At 57.1% G+C, this 17,309-nt stretch carries 14 protein-coding genes, 1 tRNA gene and 1 pseudogene; 3 read left to right on the top strand and 13 right to left on the bottom strand.

Translation table 11 applies throughout. The features are described from left to right. Positions 1–243 precede the first annotated feature (243 nt). The 6 genes from glmU to pcsA all read right to left on the bottom strand — a co-directional run bounded on the left by glmU (position 244) and on the right by pcsA (position 7,491). Complete coding sequence (glmU, locus tag G6L28_RS07225; RefSeq protein WP_174063113.1) at positions 244–1,605, bottom strand: bifunctional UDP-N-acetylglucosamine diphosphorylase/glucosamine-1-phosphate N-acetyltransferase GlmU; 1,362 nt, start codon at positions 1,603–1,605, stop codon at positions 244–246. A 283-nt stretch (positions 1,606–1,888) separates the two neighbouring features. After that, positions 1,889–2,962 carry a BMP family ABC transporter substrate-binding protein gene (locus G6L28_RS07220; RefSeq protein ID WP_174063112.1) on the bottom strand — a complete coding sequence of 358 codons (1,074 nt, stop codon included), beginning with the start codon at positions 2,960–2,962 and terminating at the stop codon, positions 1,889–1,891. A 48-nt stretch (positions 2,963–3,010) separates the two neighbouring features. Next, a complete protein-coding gene (locus G6L28_RS07215; RefSeq protein WP_174063111.1) occupies positions 3,011–3,931 on the bottom strand; it encodes an ABC transporter permease in 921 nt (306 codons plus the stop codon). Next, complete coding sequence (locus G6L28_RS07210) at positions 3,931–5,019, bottom strand: ABC transporter permease (RefSeq protein ID WP_174063110.1); 1,089 nt, start codon at positions 5,017–5,019, stop codon at positions 3,931–3,933. The genes G6L28_RS07215 and G6L28_RS07210 overlap by 1 nt, the downstream gene beginning before the upstream one ends. Continuing rightward, on the bottom strand, positions 5,009–6,580 hold the full coding sequence (locus G6L28_RS07205) for an ATP-binding cassette domain-containing protein (RefSeq protein WP_174063230.1): 1,572 nt from the start codon (positions 6,578–6,580) through the stop codon (positions 5,009–5,011). The genes G6L28_RS07210 and G6L28_RS07205 overlap by 11 nt, the downstream gene beginning before the upstream one ends. 179 nt (positions 6,581–6,759) lie before the next feature. Beyond that, positions 6,760–7,491 (bottom strand): phosphatidylcholine synthase, encoded by a 732-nt coding sequence (gene pcsA / locus G6L28_RS07200; RefSeq protein WP_174063229.1) that lies wholly within the window; start codon positions 7,489–7,491, stop codon positions 6,760–6,762. 209 nt (positions 7,492–7,700) lie between these two features. Between pcsA and G6L28_RS07195 the strand changes: the two genes are divergently transcribed. Continuing rightward, positions 7,701–8,915 (top strand): UbiH/UbiF family hydroxylase, encoded by a 1,215-nt coding sequence (locus tag G6L28_RS07195; RefSeq protein WP_174063109.1) that lies wholly within the window; start codon positions 7,701–7,703, stop codon positions 8,913–8,915. Here the strand turns inward: G6L28_RS07195 and G6L28_RS07190 are convergent. Further along, on the bottom strand, positions 8,893–9,837 hold the full coding sequence (locus G6L28_RS07190) for an AEC family transporter (RefSeq protein ID WP_174063108.1): 945 nt from the start codon (positions 9,835–9,837) through the stop codon (positions 8,893–8,895). The genes G6L28_RS07195 and G6L28_RS07190 overlap by 23 nt on opposite strands. Positions 9,838–9,871: 34 nt before the next feature. Then, positions 9,872–10,618: a cytochrome c biogenesis CcdA family protein gene (locus G6L28_RS07185; RefSeq protein WP_174063107.1), complete on the bottom strand. Its 747-nt coding sequence runs from the start codon at positions 10,616–10,618 to the stop codon at positions 9,872–9,874. A 184-nt stretch (positions 10,619–10,802) separates the two neighbouring features. On the opposite strand from G6L28_RS07185, the gene G6L28_RS07180 reads away from it, so the two are divergent. Together G6L28_RS07180 and G6L28_RS07175 are read left to right on the top strand one after the other, a co-directional pair. Further along, a tRNA-Lys gene (locus G6L28_RS07180) sits at positions 10,803–10,878 on the top strand. A gap of 293 nt (positions 10,879–11,171) precedes the next feature. Beyond that, the gene (locus tag G6L28_RS07175) at positions 11,172–11,396 is read left to right on the top strand and encodes a hypothetical protein (protein ID WP_174063106.1); all 225 of its coding nucleotides are present in this window, start codon (positions 11,172–11,174) and stop codon (positions 11,394–11,396) included. Between the two features lie 97 nt (positions 11,397–11,493). On the opposite strand, the gene eno is transcribed toward G6L28_RS07175, so the two are convergent. The 5 genes and pseudogenes from eno to G6L28_RS07150 form a co-directional block, all read right to left on the bottom strand. Next, positions 11,494–12,768, bottom strand: coding sequence for a phosphopyruvate hydratase (eno, locus tag G6L28_RS07170; RefSeq protein ID WP_174063105.1), 1,275 nt, complete (start codon positions 12,766–12,768; stop codon positions 11,494–11,496). Positions 12,769–12,988: 220 nt separating this feature from the next. Beyond that, positions 12,989–13,837, bottom strand: coding sequence for a 3-deoxy-8-phosphooctulonate synthase (gene kdsA / locus G6L28_RS07165; RefSeq protein ID WP_174063104.1), 849 nt, complete (start codon positions 13,835–13,837; stop codon positions 12,989–12,991). A 431-nt stretch (positions 13,838–14,268) separates the two neighbouring features. Beyond that, positions 14,269–14,760: pseudogene (locus tag G6L28_RS07160) on the bottom strand (IS3 family transposase); the annotation flags it as partial. Between the two features lie 67 nt (positions 14,761–14,827). Continuing rightward, on the bottom strand, positions 14,828–16,357 hold the full coding sequence (gene ltrA / locus G6L28_RS07155; RefSeq protein ID WP_174063103.1) for a group II intron reverse transcriptase/maturase: 1,530 nt from the start codon (positions 16,355–16,357) through the stop codon (positions 14,828–14,830). Between the two features lie 591 nt (positions 16,358–16,948). Beyond that, on the bottom strand, positions 16,949–17,309 hold a 361-nt coding region (locus G6L28_RS07150), incomplete at its 5' end, for an ATP-binding protein (protein ID WP_174063102.1).

The following is a 17,309-nucleotide window of genomic DNA, read 5'->3' as shown; positions in this document are numbered from 1 at the left end:
ACGAGCAATCGGAGGGTCCCGTTTCAACCAACCCGGAGGGCCGGGCATCTTTCCGCCAGGATCAAAGGCGATCGGCTCGACCGTACCTTTGGGTATGCCCTTCGCCAATCGCCTTCGCCCTGTCGAAAATCTGCTCCGGCAGAACGTTTCCATTTAACAAGGAAACGCTCTAATGATTTCCGGCAAAACCGCAATCGCAACCGCGGTCACTTTCAATGTCTATTCGTTACGAATGTCAGGACCTTAGCCGGACTTCTTCTTGGCGTCCTTAATGGCCTGGGCACGCGCGCGAAGGACGCTGGCGCGGCCTTCCTTCACTTCCTGACGTGCGCGCCCGAAGGCAAGCGCATCGGCAGGGACATCCGCCGTTATAACGCTGCCAGAAGCCACATACGCATCGTCACCGATGCTGACGGGTGCCACGAGCGAGGAATTGGAGCCGATAAAGGCATTCTTACCGATCCGGGTCTCATGCTTGTTGATGCCATCGTAATTGCAGGTGATCGTTCCTGCCCCGATATTGCTTCCAGCGCCGACGAAAGCATCACCGATATACGTCAGGTGATTGACCTTGGCGCCCTCGCCGATCTCTGCCTTCTTCACTTCGCAGAAATTGCCGACCTTCGACTTCGCTCCAAGATTGGCACCCGGACGCAGACGCGCATAAGGCCCAACCGCCGCACCGGCGCTGACATAAGCACCCTCCAGATGCGAGAAGGCGTGAATGACGGCACCCGATTCGATCGTCACACCGGGACCGATGACGACGTTCGGCTCGATCAGCGCGTCCTGTCCGATTTTTGTGTCCCATGACAAAAACACGGTTTCCGGCGCAACCATCGAAACACCATCGATCATGAACTGGTGACGCGCCCGCTCCTGCCACAGCTTCTCGATAAAGGCTAGTTCGGCGCGGTTGTTGCAGCCCGTCATTTCAGCCTCGGGAGCATCCACCGCCACGGCCTTGCCGCCTTGCGAGCGGGCAATTTCCACGATGTCCGTCAGATAATATTCGCCCTTGGCGTTATTGTTACCGATGCGGTCGAGAAGATCGAGCGCGCGGCGGCCATTGATCGCCATCAGGCCGCTATTGCACCATGCAACCTTACGCTCTTCCTCGGTCGCATCCTTTTCTTCTCGGATGGCGACGAGCTCGCCGTTCTCGACCAGAAGACGGCCATAGCCGGTGGGCTTATCCGTGTGGAAGCCGATCACCACAACGTCCGCATCGCCTGTCAGCGCCTGCCGTGCCTTGTTCAACGTCTCCGCCGTCAGAAGTGGCACGTCGCCATAGGCAATCAGAATATCGTCAAAGCCCTTTTCGATGGCGTCACGCGCAGCCAGAACGGCATTGCCCGTACCAAGGCGCTCTTTCTGTAGATAGGGCTCGACCGAAACGCCTACCTCGCGTGCGGCGTCCGCAACCTTGTCAGCATCGCGCCCAACGACCAGCGCCGCAGCACTGACGCCTGCACCGGCAACCGCCTGCATCACATGCGCAATCATCGACCGTCCGGCAACGGGATGCAGTACCTTCGACATGGACGATTTCATCCGCGTGCTTTCGCCAGCGGCGAGAATGACGGCAAGGCAGCTGCGTTCCATGAATATCTCCAGATTCGCGTGAGACTTTTTGCCCGCTATAGCCGCTCATGGATGAAGAAACCATGGAAATTGCATGAACGGCGGATACGTGCCGTGAGCGGGGAATGGAAAAGCCGCACATGTTTCCATGCACGGCTTTGTTTTGTGTCAAGCGTCCCGCACCCGTTTCCGTCATCCTCGGACTTGTACCGAGGATCTGACCACGTATCCAAAAATTCAACGTAGCAGATGCTCGGGACAAGCCCGAGCATAACGAGCGAAACTTAAGCGCGTAACAGGACCCTTATTGCGGCAGCTTGTCGTCTACACCCTGAACGTAGAAGTTCAGGCCGAGCAGAACCTTGTCCTCGGCCTTTTCACCAGCCTTCAGCCATTCGGAGCCGTCCTGCTTCTTCACAGGGCCGGTAAATGGATGAAGTTCGCCGGACTTGATCTTGGCTTCGGTTTCCTCAGCCATCTTCTTCACATCGTCAGGCATGTTGGTGTAGGGCGCCATGGTCAGGATGCCGTCTTTCAGACCGTCCCAAACCTGTTCGGACTTCCACGTGCCATCCATGAGAGCCTGCGTGCGCTTGATGTAATAAGGTGCCCAGCTGTCGATGATAGCCGTCATCTGCGTGTTAGGACCGGCCTTGATCATGTCGGACGCCTGACCGAATGCCTTGATGCCACGCTCGGCAGCAACCTGCATCGGAGCAGTCGTGTCGGTGTGCTGCGTCAGGATATCGACGCCCTGGTCGATCAGAGCCTTGGCCGCATCGGCTTCCTTGCCGGGGTCGAACCAGGTGTTGGCCCATACGACCTTGACCTTGAAATCAGGATTGACCGACTGTGCACCCAGAACGAAGGCGTCGATCCCCATCACCACTTCCGGGATCGGGAAGGAAGCGATGTAACCTGCGAGACCCTTCTGCGACATCTTCGCAGCAATCTGACCCTGAATGTAACGGCCTTCGTAGAAACGCGAGTTGTAGGTCGCGAGGTTGTCGGCCGACTTGAAGCCGGTCGCGTGCTCGAACTTCACCTTGGGGAACTTCTGCGCAACCTTCACGGTCGCGTCCATGAAGCCGAACGAGGTGGTGAAGACCAGTTCGCAGCCGGAGCGGGCCATACGCTCGATGGCGCGCTCTGCATCCGGGCCTTCCGGAACGCTTTCAAGGAAAGGCGTCTCGATCTTGTCGCCGAAATGCTTCTGCAATTCCTGACGACCGATATCGTGGGCCTGCGTCCAGCCGCCGTCGGTGCGGGTACCGACATAGATGAAACAAATCTTCTTTGCGTCCGCAGCCTGTGCGGCTGGAACCAGACTGACGATTGCAGCGGCGGAAGCGGCCAGTGCGATGATGAGTTTTTTCATTTTTACCCCTGCTTGGTTAGGCATGATCTTGTTTTTTGAGCGGTCGTCTTAACGGTCCGGCACGAACGGCTTGCCGAGCGATGCCGGTGTATTGATCAGCGTCGTGCGCCGATTATGGGAGATGATGATGAGGACCACAATAGTCGCTACATAAGGAAGCGCTGAAAGAAGTTGTGATGGCACACCTATGCCGAAAGCCTGCGCGTGAAGCTGGCCGATGGAGACTGCGCCGAACAGATAACCACCCGCCAGCACGCGCCATGGCCGCCAGGAGGCAAATACCACCAGTGCAAGCGCGATCCAGCCACGCCCGGCAGACATGTTTTCCACCCATTGCGGGGTGTAAACCAGCGAAAGCTGCGCACCTGCAAGACCAGCGCTGGCACCGCCGAACATCACCGCAAGATAACGCGCACGGATGACGTTGATGCCGAGCGCATGGGCAGAAGCGTGATTATCGCCAATGGCGCGGATTTTGAGGCCCGTGCGGCTCTTGAACAGGAACCAGCTGATGCCGATAACGAGCGCAATCGACATGTAGAAGATCAAATCCTGCCGGAAAAGAATCGGTCCTACGAAAGGGATTTCCGACAGAACCGGGAAAACGATTGGCTGCAATTTTACGCCGGGTTGGCCGACGAAACTTTCACCCAACATTCCCGACACGCCGAGGCCGAGGATTGTCAGCGCAAGGCCGGTCGCCACCTGGTTGGTCACGAGCGTCAGCGTCAGGAAGCCGAAGAGAAGCGAGAACACCGCGCCCGAGGCAATACCCGCGACAATTCCGAGATAGGGCGAACCGCTGAGATGCGCGGCTGCGAAGGCGCAAACCGCGCCCATGATCATCATGCCCTCGACGCCGAGGTTCAAAACCCCTGCCCGCTCCGTCACCAGTTCGCCCAGTGCGGCGATGACCAGCGGCGTGGCGGCGGTGATGACGGTCAGAAGGATGGCTTGTGTCATATCCATCAAGCGGCTCCTTCGCTGCTTTGGCCGCGTCCGAAGCGGATACGAATGCGATAGAGAATGAGGGTGTCGCAAGACAGCACGAAGAACAGCATCAGCCCCTGAAACACGCGGGTCACCTTATCGGACACGCCAATCGAAAGCTGCGCCGCCTCCCCGCCCAGATAGGTCAATGCGAGAACGAAACCGGATGCGATGATGCCGAGCGGATTAAGGCGTCCGAGAAATGCGACGATGATGGCCGTGAAACCATATCCCGGCGAAATCGATGGCTGCAAATGGCCGATGGAGCCGGAGACTTCCGAAATGCCCGCAAGCCCCGCCAGCGCGCCGGACAACAGCAACGAGAACCAGACCATGCGCGTGGAAGAAAAGCCTGCGAAGCGTCCTGCGCGTGGCGATTGACCCAGAACCGAAACCTGAAAGCCTTTCAGCATGTAGCGCATCATGAACCACAGCGCGACGGCTGCGACGATGGCAAAGACGATGCCCCAATGGGCGCGACCAGATTCCAGTATTTCCGGCAATACGGCGCTTTCATTGAACGGTCTGGTCTGCGGGAAGTTATACCCCTGCGGATCACGCCAGATGCCACGGGTAAGCCAGTCGAGAAATAGTTGTGCCACATAGACCAGCATAAGGCTGGTGAGGATTTCGTTTGTATTGAAGCGCGTCTTCAACAGGGCCGGAATGCCCGCGTAAAGCGCCCCGCCAATCGCTCCCATCACCAGCATCAGCGGCAGGATCATGGGTGAATGCCATTCGGGATACAGCACCGGCAAAATGGAACCGGTGATCGCACCGATGGTAAACTGCCCTTCCGCGCCGATATTCCAGTTATTGGAGCGATAACAGATCGCCAGACCGACCGCGATCAGGATCAAGGGCGCTGCCTTGATCACCAGTTCATGCAGCGACCATACTTCCAGCAGCGGCTCCACGAAGAAGCTGTAAAGCGCACTGGCCGGATTCTTGCCCAAAAGCGCAAACATGATGGCGCCGACGATCAGGGTCAGAGCCAGCGCCAGTAGCGGCGAGAGAACAGCAAAAAATTTCGAGACGCCTGCGCGTTTTTCAAGTTCAATGCGCATGAGCGACCTGCTCCGTATTCCCTACGGTGTTTCCAGTGTGAATGCCGCCCATCAGCAGACCGATCTTCTCGCGCGTCATCTCTCTGGCGGGATGCGCATCGGACAATTGTCCATCCGAAATCACGGCAATGCTGGAGGCAACCTCAAAAATCTCATCCAGATCCTGGCTGATGACGATAACCGCCGATCCGGCCTTGGCGAGATCCACAAGGGCCTGACGGATGCGACTTGCCGCACCGGCATCCACGCCCCACGTGGGTTGGTTCACGACCAGCACGGATGGTTGACGATCGAGCTCGCGCCCCACGATGAATTTCTGCAGATTCCCGCCGGACAGCGAACCCGCCAACGGATCGTCTCCGCTTTTGCGCACGTCCATGGCTTCGGAAATACGCTTCGTTGCAGCCTTGATGACCGAATTGCGGATGACCCGCAGCGCCCCGCCTCCGAGAAAAGCTTTCCGGTCAGAGCGATAGCGTGCAAGCAGCAGATTGTCCGAAAGGCTCATATTTGTCACGGCAGCATGGCCATGGCGCTCTTCCGGCACAAACCCGGCACCCAGCAGGCGGCGGCCATTGATCCCCAGGGTGCCGACCGGTTTGCCGCGCAGGAAAATCGCATCGTCCTTCGCCACCGGATATTCACCCGAAAGCGCATCGAACAATTCACCCTGACCGTTTCCGGCGACACCGGCAATGGCCAGGACTTCACCTGCGCGCACCTTCATCGAAACATTCTTCAATGCAACGGCAAACGGCGTGCGAGCAGGCACGGAAAGCCCGATGACCTCAACGCTGACATCGCCAATCGTGCACTCATCATCCCGCTGAATACCGGCGACATCCGAACCCACCATCATTCGCGCCAGAGATGCCGGCGTCTCTTGGCGTGGATCGCAGGCACCCGTTACCTTGCCATGACGCAACACTGTTGCGCGGTCGCAGATGCGCTGCACCTCCTCAAGACGGTGGCTGATGTAGAGCACCGATCGACCTTCCGCCTTCAGCTTCGCCAACGTCTCAAACAGGCGATCAGCCTCCTGCGGGGTCAAAACCGAGGTTGGCTCATCGAGAATGATGAGCTGCGGATTTTGCAGCAAAGCGCGCACGATTTCGATGCGCTGACGCTCGCCCACCGAAAGGTCGGCGACATGGGCGTAAGGATCGAGCGGCAATCCGTAGGCTTTCGAAAGTGCTTCCGCCTCGCGCGCGATTTCCTTCAGGGAAATTTTCGGATCGAGGGAGAGCGCAATGTTTTCCGCGACCGTAAGCGCCTCGAAAAGCGAGAAATGCTGGAACACCATTCCGATGCCGAGCCTTCGCGCTTCGCCCGGGGACGTTATGCGCAGAGGCTTGCCATTCCAGAGGATATCACCGCTGGAAGGCTCCAATACGCCGAACAGCATTTTGACCAGCGTGGACTTTCCCGCGCCGTTTTCACCGAGGAGAGCGTGAATTTCACCCGGCGCGATATCCAGGTCTATCGCGTTGCAGGCTGCAAATGTTCCAAACAGCTTGGTCAGCTGGCGAACGGACAAGAGAGGCAATGCCTCGGACGTCACCGATCCCGTCACCTGTTCCCCTTTTCACCAGCCACCGCGCTTTCTTCGAAGCGTTAACAGCCGGATCGACAGTTATGCACTAAATTTGAGCAGTGCCCTTTATCGATACTAAATACCGGTTTTATCGCCGCGCACAACTGAAAAACATCTTTGAAACAGAGGTTTTAAACGACTTTTAGTTACCGCGCTCTGCCACCCAGAGCAGGGAGAAACTGCATGACCCCGCCGATGCAATAAAGATAGATGCCGGTGATCACGACACCAGCGACCACCCACTCGGGCGAATCGAAGTGCAGCAGCAGCGAATAGCCGCCCAGCGCGCACCAGATGAGGAAGATGGTCATGTTCAGCCATCTCAGCCGTTTCACGCGCACCGGGTGCAGGAAGTTTATCGGCAGGAAGGTCAAAATGACCGAAATCGTCACCACGATCATCGCAGCGGTCGCACTCGCATCGATGACGAAGAGGGTGAACACCACCATATTCCACACCACGGGGAAGCCGGAGAAGAAATATTCGTCCGTTTTCATGCCCATGTCTGCGTAATAGATGGCGCTCGACACCACGATCATTCCTGCGGCGACGAACGACCACGGCTCTCCGATCATGCCGCTCTGGTAAAGCGCGAATGCGGGCAACAGAACATAGGTTACGTAGTCGATGATGTTGTCCAGCGTATCACCGGACCAGTTGGGCAATACTTCCTTGACGCGAACCTTCCGGGCGATCGGCCCATCGATGCCATCCACCAGAAGCGCGAGCCCCAGCCACCAGAACATGTCAACGAAGCGGTGTTCCGCAGCAGCAACGACCCCCAGAAATGCGAGAAAAGAGCCGGATGCCGTCAGGATGTGTACGGAGAATGCACGGATTTCGGCATAGGGCACGCGCTTGTAATTGAATATCTTCATGATCAGCGCACGCGCCCCGTTTGTCATCCGTTCGGTCCTTTCCGGTATGCGGCCATTCAGCGCTCTTTGCAACCGCGCCCAGCGGCTTATCCCGCGACAATAAGGATTTTGCATCAACATCATGGCCTTGGCGACACAGATGGCTGCTGGATTTCCCTGGCTAAAGTCCTTATATTTTCGGGAAAGAAAAGCATGAATGGATCAGAACGATGAGAAACTTCGAGATCGCCATCGTCGGCGCTGGCCTTGCGGGGCAAATCGCCGCCATCGCCTTGGCGCGTTCCGGCCGCAATGTTGCACTCATCGCACCGAAGGCGGATAAGGTCGACCATCGCACCACGGCTTTGATGGACCAGTCGATCCGCTTCATGGATCGGCTCGGACTCTGGTCCAAAATCGAACCATCCGCCGCGCGCCTCTCTACCATGCAGATCATCGACGGTACCGACCGGCTGCTACGCGCGCCAACCGTTGCCTTTCGTTCGTCCGAAATCGGCCTTTACGCCTTTGGCTGGAACATGCCGAACACCGCATTGCTGAACGCACTTTCTGATGCCGTTTCTCACGAAAACAACATAACGGTAATCAATGGCGTTGCCGAGAATATCGAGATCGGCAAGCACGACGTGTCGCTGACACTTGCGGATGGCGAGCATATTTCCGCGAGCTTCCTGATTGGTGCCGATGGCAGAAGATCCAGGGTGCGCGAGGCGGCAGCAATCGGCGTAAAGAACTGGTCATACCCGCAAACCGCACTGGTTTTGAACTTCACCCACACGCGCCCTCACGGCAATGTCTCTACCGAATTTCACACACCGACCGGTCCGTTTACGCAGGTTCCGCTTCCGGGCAACCGCTCCAGCCTTGTCTGGGTAGTGAAGCCCGAGCAGGCCGCAGAGCTTGCAACTCTTCCGCTTGAAGAGTTGAGCCGCCGCGTAGAAGACCGCATGCAATCAATGCTTGGCACCGTGACGGTGGAGGAAAACGTACAGACATGGCCGCTTTCGAGCATGACGGCGCACCGTTTCGGCGCTGGCCGCGTGGCGCTGGTCGGCGAAGCAGGCCACGGCTTTCCGCCTATCGGCGCACAGGGGTTGAACCTTAGTCTGCGCGATATCATCGTGCTGACAGAGCTTCTCGGAACACTGACGGGCGGGGCGATACCTTCAGACGCAGGCTCTAAATTCGACCGCCGCCGCCGCGCCGATGTCGTCAGCCGCTCAATCAGCGTCGATCTTCTCAACCGTTCGCTGCTGTCCAGCCTCCTGCCCATGCAGATGGTGCGCGCCGCTGGCCTTCATGTTCTGGGCGGCGTCGGTCCGTTGCGCGGCCTCGTCATGCGTGAAGGCATCGAGCCCGGTCGCGGCATCAAGGCCCTGCCCTCGCTTCTGGCCGGTAGCCTCAGACGCTCATTGCGCGAATGAAATAAAGCACCACGGACACGGTAAAAACGGACAGCACGGTGCAGATGAGGATCGTCGCCGACGCCCTCTCCTGCCAGACCTGATATTGCTGGCCTATCACGAAAACATTCGTCGCTGTTGGAAGTGCAGCCAGAAGCACGGCGCTCGATACCCATAGGGGATCGAACGACCCGAATGACGACAAGATGAAATAGGCCAGAAGCGGATGCAAAATCAGCTTCGCCGGAACGATATAGCTGATTTCTACCGGCACGCGCTTTAGCGGCCTTAAAGCCAGCGTCACGCCCATGGCAAACAGGGCACATGGCGCTGCAGACTGCGCCAGATAATCCACCAGTTGCTGCACAGGCTGCGGCGGCTGCCAGCTGACGACGGCCGCTATAAACCCGATAATTACAGAGAGTATGAACGGGTGCGTCAAAACCTTTCGCGCAACATCACCCGCAAGCTTCACGGGGGACCGCTTGTAGCCGCCAGCAATCGCCATGAGCGCTGGCGCGGTGATGAAGTGCGTGGCGTTTTCCAGACAAACGATCAGCGCCACCGGAACGGCAGCTTTTTCACCAAAAGCCAAAAGCGCCAGCCCCGGCCCCATATAGCCGATGTTGCCGTAGCTTCCCGCGAAGCTCTGGATCGTCGAATCAGCCAGACTGTTACGGCGAACGAAATAGCCGATGAGAAACAGCAGCGTAAAAATCGTATAGGTCGCGACGAGGCTTAAGGCCACGAAATCCATTCGCGCCAATTGATCGACCGGTGTCTTTGCCACCAGCTTGAAGAACAGAGCGGGCAGCGCCGCATAGATGATGAAAGTGTTGAGCCAACCCAGCGCCTCCGCGGGTTGTTTGGTGATACGCGCGGCCAGATAGCCGATGAAAATCAGCCCGAAAAACGGAAACAGCAATCCGGCGATTTCGGCCATGGCTTCCCCTCGCCCTGATCAGATGCTTAACCGCTTAGCCGATTTGCATCAGGATTGGAAAGCTCTCCTGAAACCAGATTGCGACATTGGTAATAAAGCCGGTCATGAAGGCGATGCCGGTCAGAACCAGCAAAACGCCCATTACCTTTTCCACAACGCCGAGATGACGGCGGAAGCGGGCAAGAAAGCGCATGAAGCTGCCGGAAAACGCCGCAGCAATCCAGAACGGTATGGCAAGTCCCGCGGAATAGACCGCAAGCAGCATCGCACCATCCCCAACCGTCTCTCTTGAAGCCGCAACGCCGAGAATGGCCCCCAGCACCGGCCCGATGCAAGGCGTCCAGCCAAATGCAAAGGCCAACCCCATGATATAGGCACCGGAAAGCGTCGCTGGCTTTCCACCGCCCTGAAACCGCGCCTCGCGCGAAAACAGCCCCACCCGAAAAACGCCGAGGAAGTTCAACCCCATCAGGATGATGATCAGGCCGCCGATCTTCGCAAGAATATCGAGGTTCTGTCGAAGCACCATGCCGATCGTCGAAGCACCAGCACCCAGCGCCACGAATACCGTTGCGAAACCGAGCGTGAAAAACAGTGCGGCAAGCATCACGGCTTTGCGGACCTGCGGTTTCGCCTCGAAACGCTCGTCCTTGAACTGCTCCACCGAAATCCCTGCCATATAGCAGAGATAGGGCGGCACCAGCGGCAGCACGCAGGGCGAAAGGAACGAGAGAGCTCCGGCAAACAGCGCTGTGAGAAGAGAGATATCTGCGATGGACAAGGAGGCACTCCGCAAGGTTTACGCCGCCTTGTACCGCCACCAACCCCTTACGACCAATCACCTTTTTGCGGTCGCGACAAAAAAACGCGGGAAGATGAAATATTCCTGTTTTTATGGGTTGACCGCAGACGCCCCTCTAAATATGTTCCGCCCACTTCCGCAGGGCGCTTCGCCCGACGAACGGGAGAGCGTAGCTCAGCCGGTAGAGCAACTGACTTTTAATCAGTAGGTCCAGGGTTCGAATCCCTGCGCTCTCACCACTTATCGGTAAGATTTCAATAGATTATAAGATTTTCCTAAACCAGCATGTCAGTCGTGTTGGTTTTCTTGTCGCGCCGAACATTCGCGTGACGTTCTGGCAAAGAAAGACGCTATCAATTCGCTCATTGCGTGATCATTTCACATCCATTTTTCCCGCCTGAAGTTGAGCGAAAACAGTATTCCCAAGCGCTAATAATCTTCCCGGTTGAAACCAATCACGCTGATACCACATTCTTATGTGGTCATCCCATTTGCCGGTTTTCGGCAAGGGGTGATTTGGGAGGAAGCACTCATGAATAATCGTACCGTGACTATCGTCATCGCAGCCATCGTCGTCATTCTGGCGATCGCCTACTTTATGACCGGCTCGAGAACAACGAGCACGTCGACAACGCCGCCTGCCACGACGACCGAGCCCGCCACACCAGCGCCAGCGACACCTGCGCCGTCAACGCCAGCTCCGGCTCCGGCAACGCCTGCACCTAACGCACCGGCACAGGCCCCGACTACTCCGTAATAGCGGGTCTATACCGTCCGCATCGGCGTATAATTCTATTCCAAAATGCATAAGGCCCGCAAAAGCGGGCCTTACTTTTATCAATCGTCCAGCTTTATCAGCCGCGAAGGATCGAGCGACCTGCGTAAGCGGCCTGGGGGCCGAGCATTTCTTCGATACGGATGAGCTGGTTGTACTTGGCCAAACGGTCGGAACGGGAAAGCGAACCGGTCTTGATCTGTCCGCAGTTCGTGGCAACCGCAAGATCCGCAATCGTCGAGTCTTCCGTTTCACCAGAACGGTGAGACATGACCGCCGTGTAACGTGCCTTGTGAGCGGTTTCGACAGCGTCAAGCGTTTCAGTCAGCGTGCCGATCTGGTTGACCTTGACGAGGATGGAGTTTGCAACGCCCATCTTGATGCCGTCACGCAGGCGCGCGGAGTTGGTCACGAAAAGATCGTCGCCGACGAGCTGAACCTTGGAACCGATCTTGTCGGTCAGGTACTTCCAGCCTTCCCAATCGTCCTCGGCCATACCGTCTTCGATGGAGATGATCGGATACTTGCCCGCGAGTTCAGCAAGATAGTCGGCCATTGCTTCCGGTTCCAGCGTGCGGCCTTCGCCTTCCATCTCGTACTTGCCGTTCTTGAAGAACTCGGTGGATGCGCAGTCGAGAGCAAGCGCAACGTCGTCGCCCGGCTTGTAGCCAGCCTTTTCGATTGACCTCATGACGAAATCAAGTGCGTCCGGCGCGCTCTTCAGGCCCGGTGCGAAACCGCCTTCGTCGCCGACATTGGTGTTGTGGCCCTGCGCTGCCAGTTCCTTTTTCAGAACATGGAAGATTTCCGCGCCGATACGCACCGCGTCACGGATGCTCTCCGCGCCGACCGGCATGATCATGAATTCCTGGAAATCGATCGGATTGTCGGCATGTGCGCCGCCGTTGATGATGTTCATCATCGGCACTGGCAGCAGATGGGCGTTCGGGCCACCAACGTAACGGTAGAGCGGCAGGCCAGTGGTTTCGGCGGCAGCCTTGGCAACGGCAAGCGAAACACCGAGGATGGCGTTTGCACCGAGGCGCGACTTGTTCGGCGTACCATCCAGCGCAAGAAGCGTCTGGTCGATATGGATTTGGCTTTCAGCGTCGTAACCGTTCAGCTCGTCGAAGATTTCCGTGTTCACGGCTTCGACGGCCTTTTCAACGCCCTTACCGAGGTAACGCTTGCCGCCATCGCGCAGTTCGACTGCCTCGTGGGCACCGGTGGAAGCGCCCGATGGGACGGCGGCACGGCCGAAGGAACCGTCTTCGAGGTACACATCGACCTCAACGGTGGGGTTGCCGCGGCTGTCGAGGATTTCGCGTGCGATGATGTCGGTAATGGCTGTCATGGTCTCTCCCTTGGGACTGGAACAGTATTTTCAGTCGCCTGTCTTAGAGCGCATCAAGAAAACTGTGAAGCCGGTTTTCAAGGCTTATGCGGCATAAAACGATTACACAAAGACGACTCGGATGAACTTGCCGTTTCGCTGTAGACGAAGCGCAAGAAATTACAATGACGACGCTCCGTTCGAAGCGTCGCCTGAAGCATAAAAATCGATTGGGACCAAATCAGGCCGCTTTGGTAATTGCATCGAAGGCCAGCAGTTTTTCCAGAAGCCTTGGCATGTCCTTCAAATGCACCATGTTTGGACCGTCAGACGGCGCGTTGTCAGGATCTTCATGGGTCTCGATAAAGAGGCCACCCACCCCAACCGCCACTGCGGCACGAGCCAGCGTCTCCACGAACTCGCGCTGGCCGCCCGAAGAACCACCCTGCCCGCCCGGCTGCTGGACGGAATGCGTGGCATCGAAAACGACCGGTGCGCCGAGCGAAGCCATGATCGGCAGCGAACGCATGTCCGAAACAAGCGTGTTGTAACCGAAGGACGCGCCTCGTTCGCACAGAAGCACGTTGGGATTACCGCTCTCATTAAGCTTCACAAGCACGTTTTTCATGTCCCAGGGGGCGAGGAATTGCCCCTTCTTGACGTTGATCACGCGACCGGTCTTTGCCGCTGCAACGAGAAGATCCGTCTGGCGGCTGAGGAAGGCCGGAATTTGCAGAATATCGACGGTCTCGGCGACGATTGCGCACTGCTCTTCCGTGTGGATGTCTGTCAAAACCGGAAAACCGAACTCTTTCTTGAGATCGGCAAAGATTTCCATGGCCTTCTCAAGCCCGATGCCGCGCTGGCCGGAAAGCGACGTGCGGTTGGCCTTATCGAAAGAAGACTTGTAGACCAGCCCGACGCCAAGCTTCTCGCAAAGCTCTTTCAGCGTCCCGGCGATCATGAAGGCATGATCGCGGCTCTCCATCTGGCAGGGACCGGCAATCAGCGAAAAACGCTCGGAATTGGAGAAGGAGACAACGCCAGCACCCTCACCCGCAACGACCTTCAGATTGTTCTTCATACCCATTTCATTTTCCTCAAATGCCAGAATAACCGATCCGCATAACACCGGCGTATTGGTATCACTAAAAACTGGCTCACGCCTTAGCAGCAAAGGGTGCCGGTGTCACCGGCCTGCATAACTTAGGCATCGGGGCAAAAAATACGACGACTGTACTTGTTATAGATAAGCTGGAATACAGGGCTTTAGGCCGGAATTTATCCGACAATTTCCGACAACATTCATCATTATGCGGTTCATTTCAGCAAGATCGAACAACGTCCAGTGAACGCTTTATGGTCTCGCTCCGCCGCGCATTTTGTCGATAAATCGGAAAATGGATGAGGCGGACGGCGCTTTATCGCCAAATCGCTCGACACACGCCGCATGTATTTTGGCAATGGTCATTGTAGGCGCTATGAACCGCACCGGGTTTGCCGGAGGCCATTTCGTATAAGTTATGCGGCCATTGCTGCCTCGTCCAGCATGGCGTAATACCGCTCTTCAGCTTCGGCTGGCGTTATGTTTCCGATGGGTTCCAGGAGGCGCCGGTGGTTGAACCAGTCGACCCATTCCAAAGTGGCGAATTCGACCGCTTCGAAGTTCCTCCATGGCCCGCGCCGATGGATGACCTCGGCCTTGTAGAGACCGTTGATCGTTTCGGCGAGGGCGTTGTCGTAACTGTCGCCGACACTTCCGACAGAAGGCTCAATGCCAGCTTCTGCCAACCGCTCGGAGTACCGAATGGACACGTATTGGACGCCGCGATCCGAGTGATGCACGAGGCCACCTCCATGAGCGGGACGCCGATCATGAAGTGCCTGTTCAAGGGCATCGAGGACGAAGCTCGCATGTGCCGTCCGGCTCGCCCGCCAGCCAACGATGCGCCGGGCAAAAACGTCGATGACAAAGGCCACGTAGACGAAACCTTGCCAGGTCGCGAGTGGAGTAAGAAGCGCGGATGCGCTTCTCCTCCCCGAACCGTACGTGCACCTTTCAGCGCATACGGCTCTCTATTCAAGCTTGGCCCATGGCCATAGCAACGTCATGGTAGTGCGACGTAACGGTACTGCGGTCTTCAAGCCGGAAGATGTATGGGTTTCTCTCCGGATTGCGCCACCGGAATTGCGCTTTGGGGCTTGAGACAAGCCGTTGCAGCGCTTTCCCGACAGGGTCGCCGCGTTCATTGCGACCAAACACGAGCCAGGTTTTGGCCTTGCCCAGTTCCGGGACCCTGAACCATTTCCGCATCAAGGGTTTGATGCGAGATCGGTACTTGTGTCCCAGCCAATGCGCCAGTTTCCAAAACACGACATGGTCGATGCGCCGGAAGACGTACGCCGTGAAGTCGGTGAACTTGTAGAACGCCGCCCATCCCGCCAATTGGCGGTTCAGGTCGGCGATCATGTCGACCGTGCTGACACTATGATTACCGGAAAGGGTTTCGGTGAGCTTGCGGACAAACCCCTTGGCCTTTTCCTTGGGTATCGTCGTGACGATGGACATCCGTCCATGCGCCCCACGCTTGCGGATGATCCGGTGCCCCAGAAAGACGAAGCCGTCATTGACGTGTGTGACATGGGTCTTTTCCATGTTCAGCGTCAACTTCAACTCACCTTCCAGAAACGCCCGGCATTCTTCGCGGATTTCCTCTGCCTGAGCTCTGATTCCTTTTACGATCACGACAAAGTCGTCAGCGTATCGGCAATAGGCAACAGCCGGTTTCCATTGCCGGTTCTCGCGAACCGTGATGGGGCGGCCCTGCTGGATGCCGAAGTTCCATGCCCAGCGATCCTTGCGGGCCTTCTTGTTCAGGTATTTCGCCTCCAGCCACATATCAAACTCGTGGAGCATGATGTTGGACAGTAGCGGTGACAGAACGCCACCTTGCGGGACACCCTCGCTTGAGGCCGTAAACAGGCCACAGTCGATGTGGCCTGCTTTCAAGAACCGATAGAGTAGATCGACGAACCGTCCGTCCTGCACACGTCGCCGCACGCATTTCAGAAGCAGCCGGTGATGGACCGTGTCGAAGTAGCTGGCCAAATCACCTTCGATGATCCAGCGGCCCCTCGTCGTGTCGGCACCATCCTGAAGCTGTATCCTCACGGTGCGGACGGCATGATGCACGCTCCGTTCCGGCCGGAAGCCATAGGATAAACGATGGAAATCGCTCTCCCAGATTGGCTCCATGGCCATCAGCATGGCGCGTTGGACAATGCGATCCGTCAGGGTCGGAATACCCAGTGGTCGTAGCTTGCCGTTTGATTTCGGGATATAGATGCGCTTGACCGGCTGGGGGCGATAGGTCTCCTCCAGCAGGCTTGTCCGCAGGTCGTCCAGATGCTGATCCAGTTTGACCTGAAGCCTTTGCTTATCCATTCCGTCGATGCCCGGCGTTCGTGCGCCGCTTGACGCCAGAACCATCCGAGCAGCCTCGGCAAGCCATTCCCTATTGGCAATCAGCCGAAGAAGCCGATCAAACCGTCGGTTTGGATCGCTCTCGGCCCATGTTGCGAGCTTGTGCTGCATTTCACTGATTATCAAAGGTCTTCACCTCGCTTGGTCAGATAGTTTGCACTTCAAGCAGTTTGAACTGTTCCCCTTCGCCATGTGATGGGCTTTCCCCATCCCGAACTACTACGGGAACTCCGCCAACATGATGGACATCAGGGTCAACTCGCTTGCGACGCAAGACTTCGTTATCATTCCATCATGCCTTCCCTCGTTCATATGCTGGACGTCAGCGTATTGGTGAGGTTGCCGGTCGCAGTCTTTTCCCTTGCGTTCCGCAAGTCGATGCCGATGCCATGGTCTGGCTGCATTCTCCCCATGACCCCATGCGGGCGACCTACATATACGCCCGTATTCGGATGCCGCCGACTTACGTGTCCGGCAGCTTCATCAGCATTCCGCCTGTTAAGCCGTGTAGGCGAAGGCGACATTTCAGCCCTCAGATGCGGGTTAACCGGTTCGTGTTCCTCAACCTTCCAATACTTCAGTGTCAATCAGCACCGAACATTCACCCCTTTTACTTATCCAATTTTGACCCCCTGTATGCGATCAGCGCTTGGCCTGCCCGGCGCTGGCCGGGGTTGCAGAGGGTAGGCCAGGTGTGGGTGATGGGTATCTTCGGCTTTAGCTTTGAGAGCGGTTTTTGAAGCGCCAAGATTCGTTTCCGGTTTCCACGATTTCGCAGTGATGGGTGAGACGGTCGAGGAGTGCGGTTGTCATCTTCGCATCGCCAAACACCGACGGCCATTCACCGAAAGCAAGGTTTGTCGTGACGATGATAGAGGTACGCTCGTAGAGCCTGCTGATCAGGTGGAACAGGAGCTGACCTCCGGCCTGCGCGAACGGCAGATAGCCGAGTTCATCGAGGATGATGAAGTCGAGGCGCGTAAGGTAATCGGCCATCCGACCTTGCTTGCCGTTGCGTGTCTCTGTTTCCAGCCGGTTAACCAGGTCAACGACATTGTAGAAGCGTCCACGTGTGCCG

Origin of the sequence: Agrobacterium larrymoorei (assembly GCF_013322225.1) — a bacterium.
In the GTDB taxonomy this organism is placed as follows: Bacteria; Pseudomonadota; Alphaproteobacteria; order Rhizobiales; family Rhizobiaceae; genus Agrobacterium; species Agrobacterium larrymoorei_A.
This window is presented reverse-complemented; position numbering and strand designations above follow the sequence as displayed.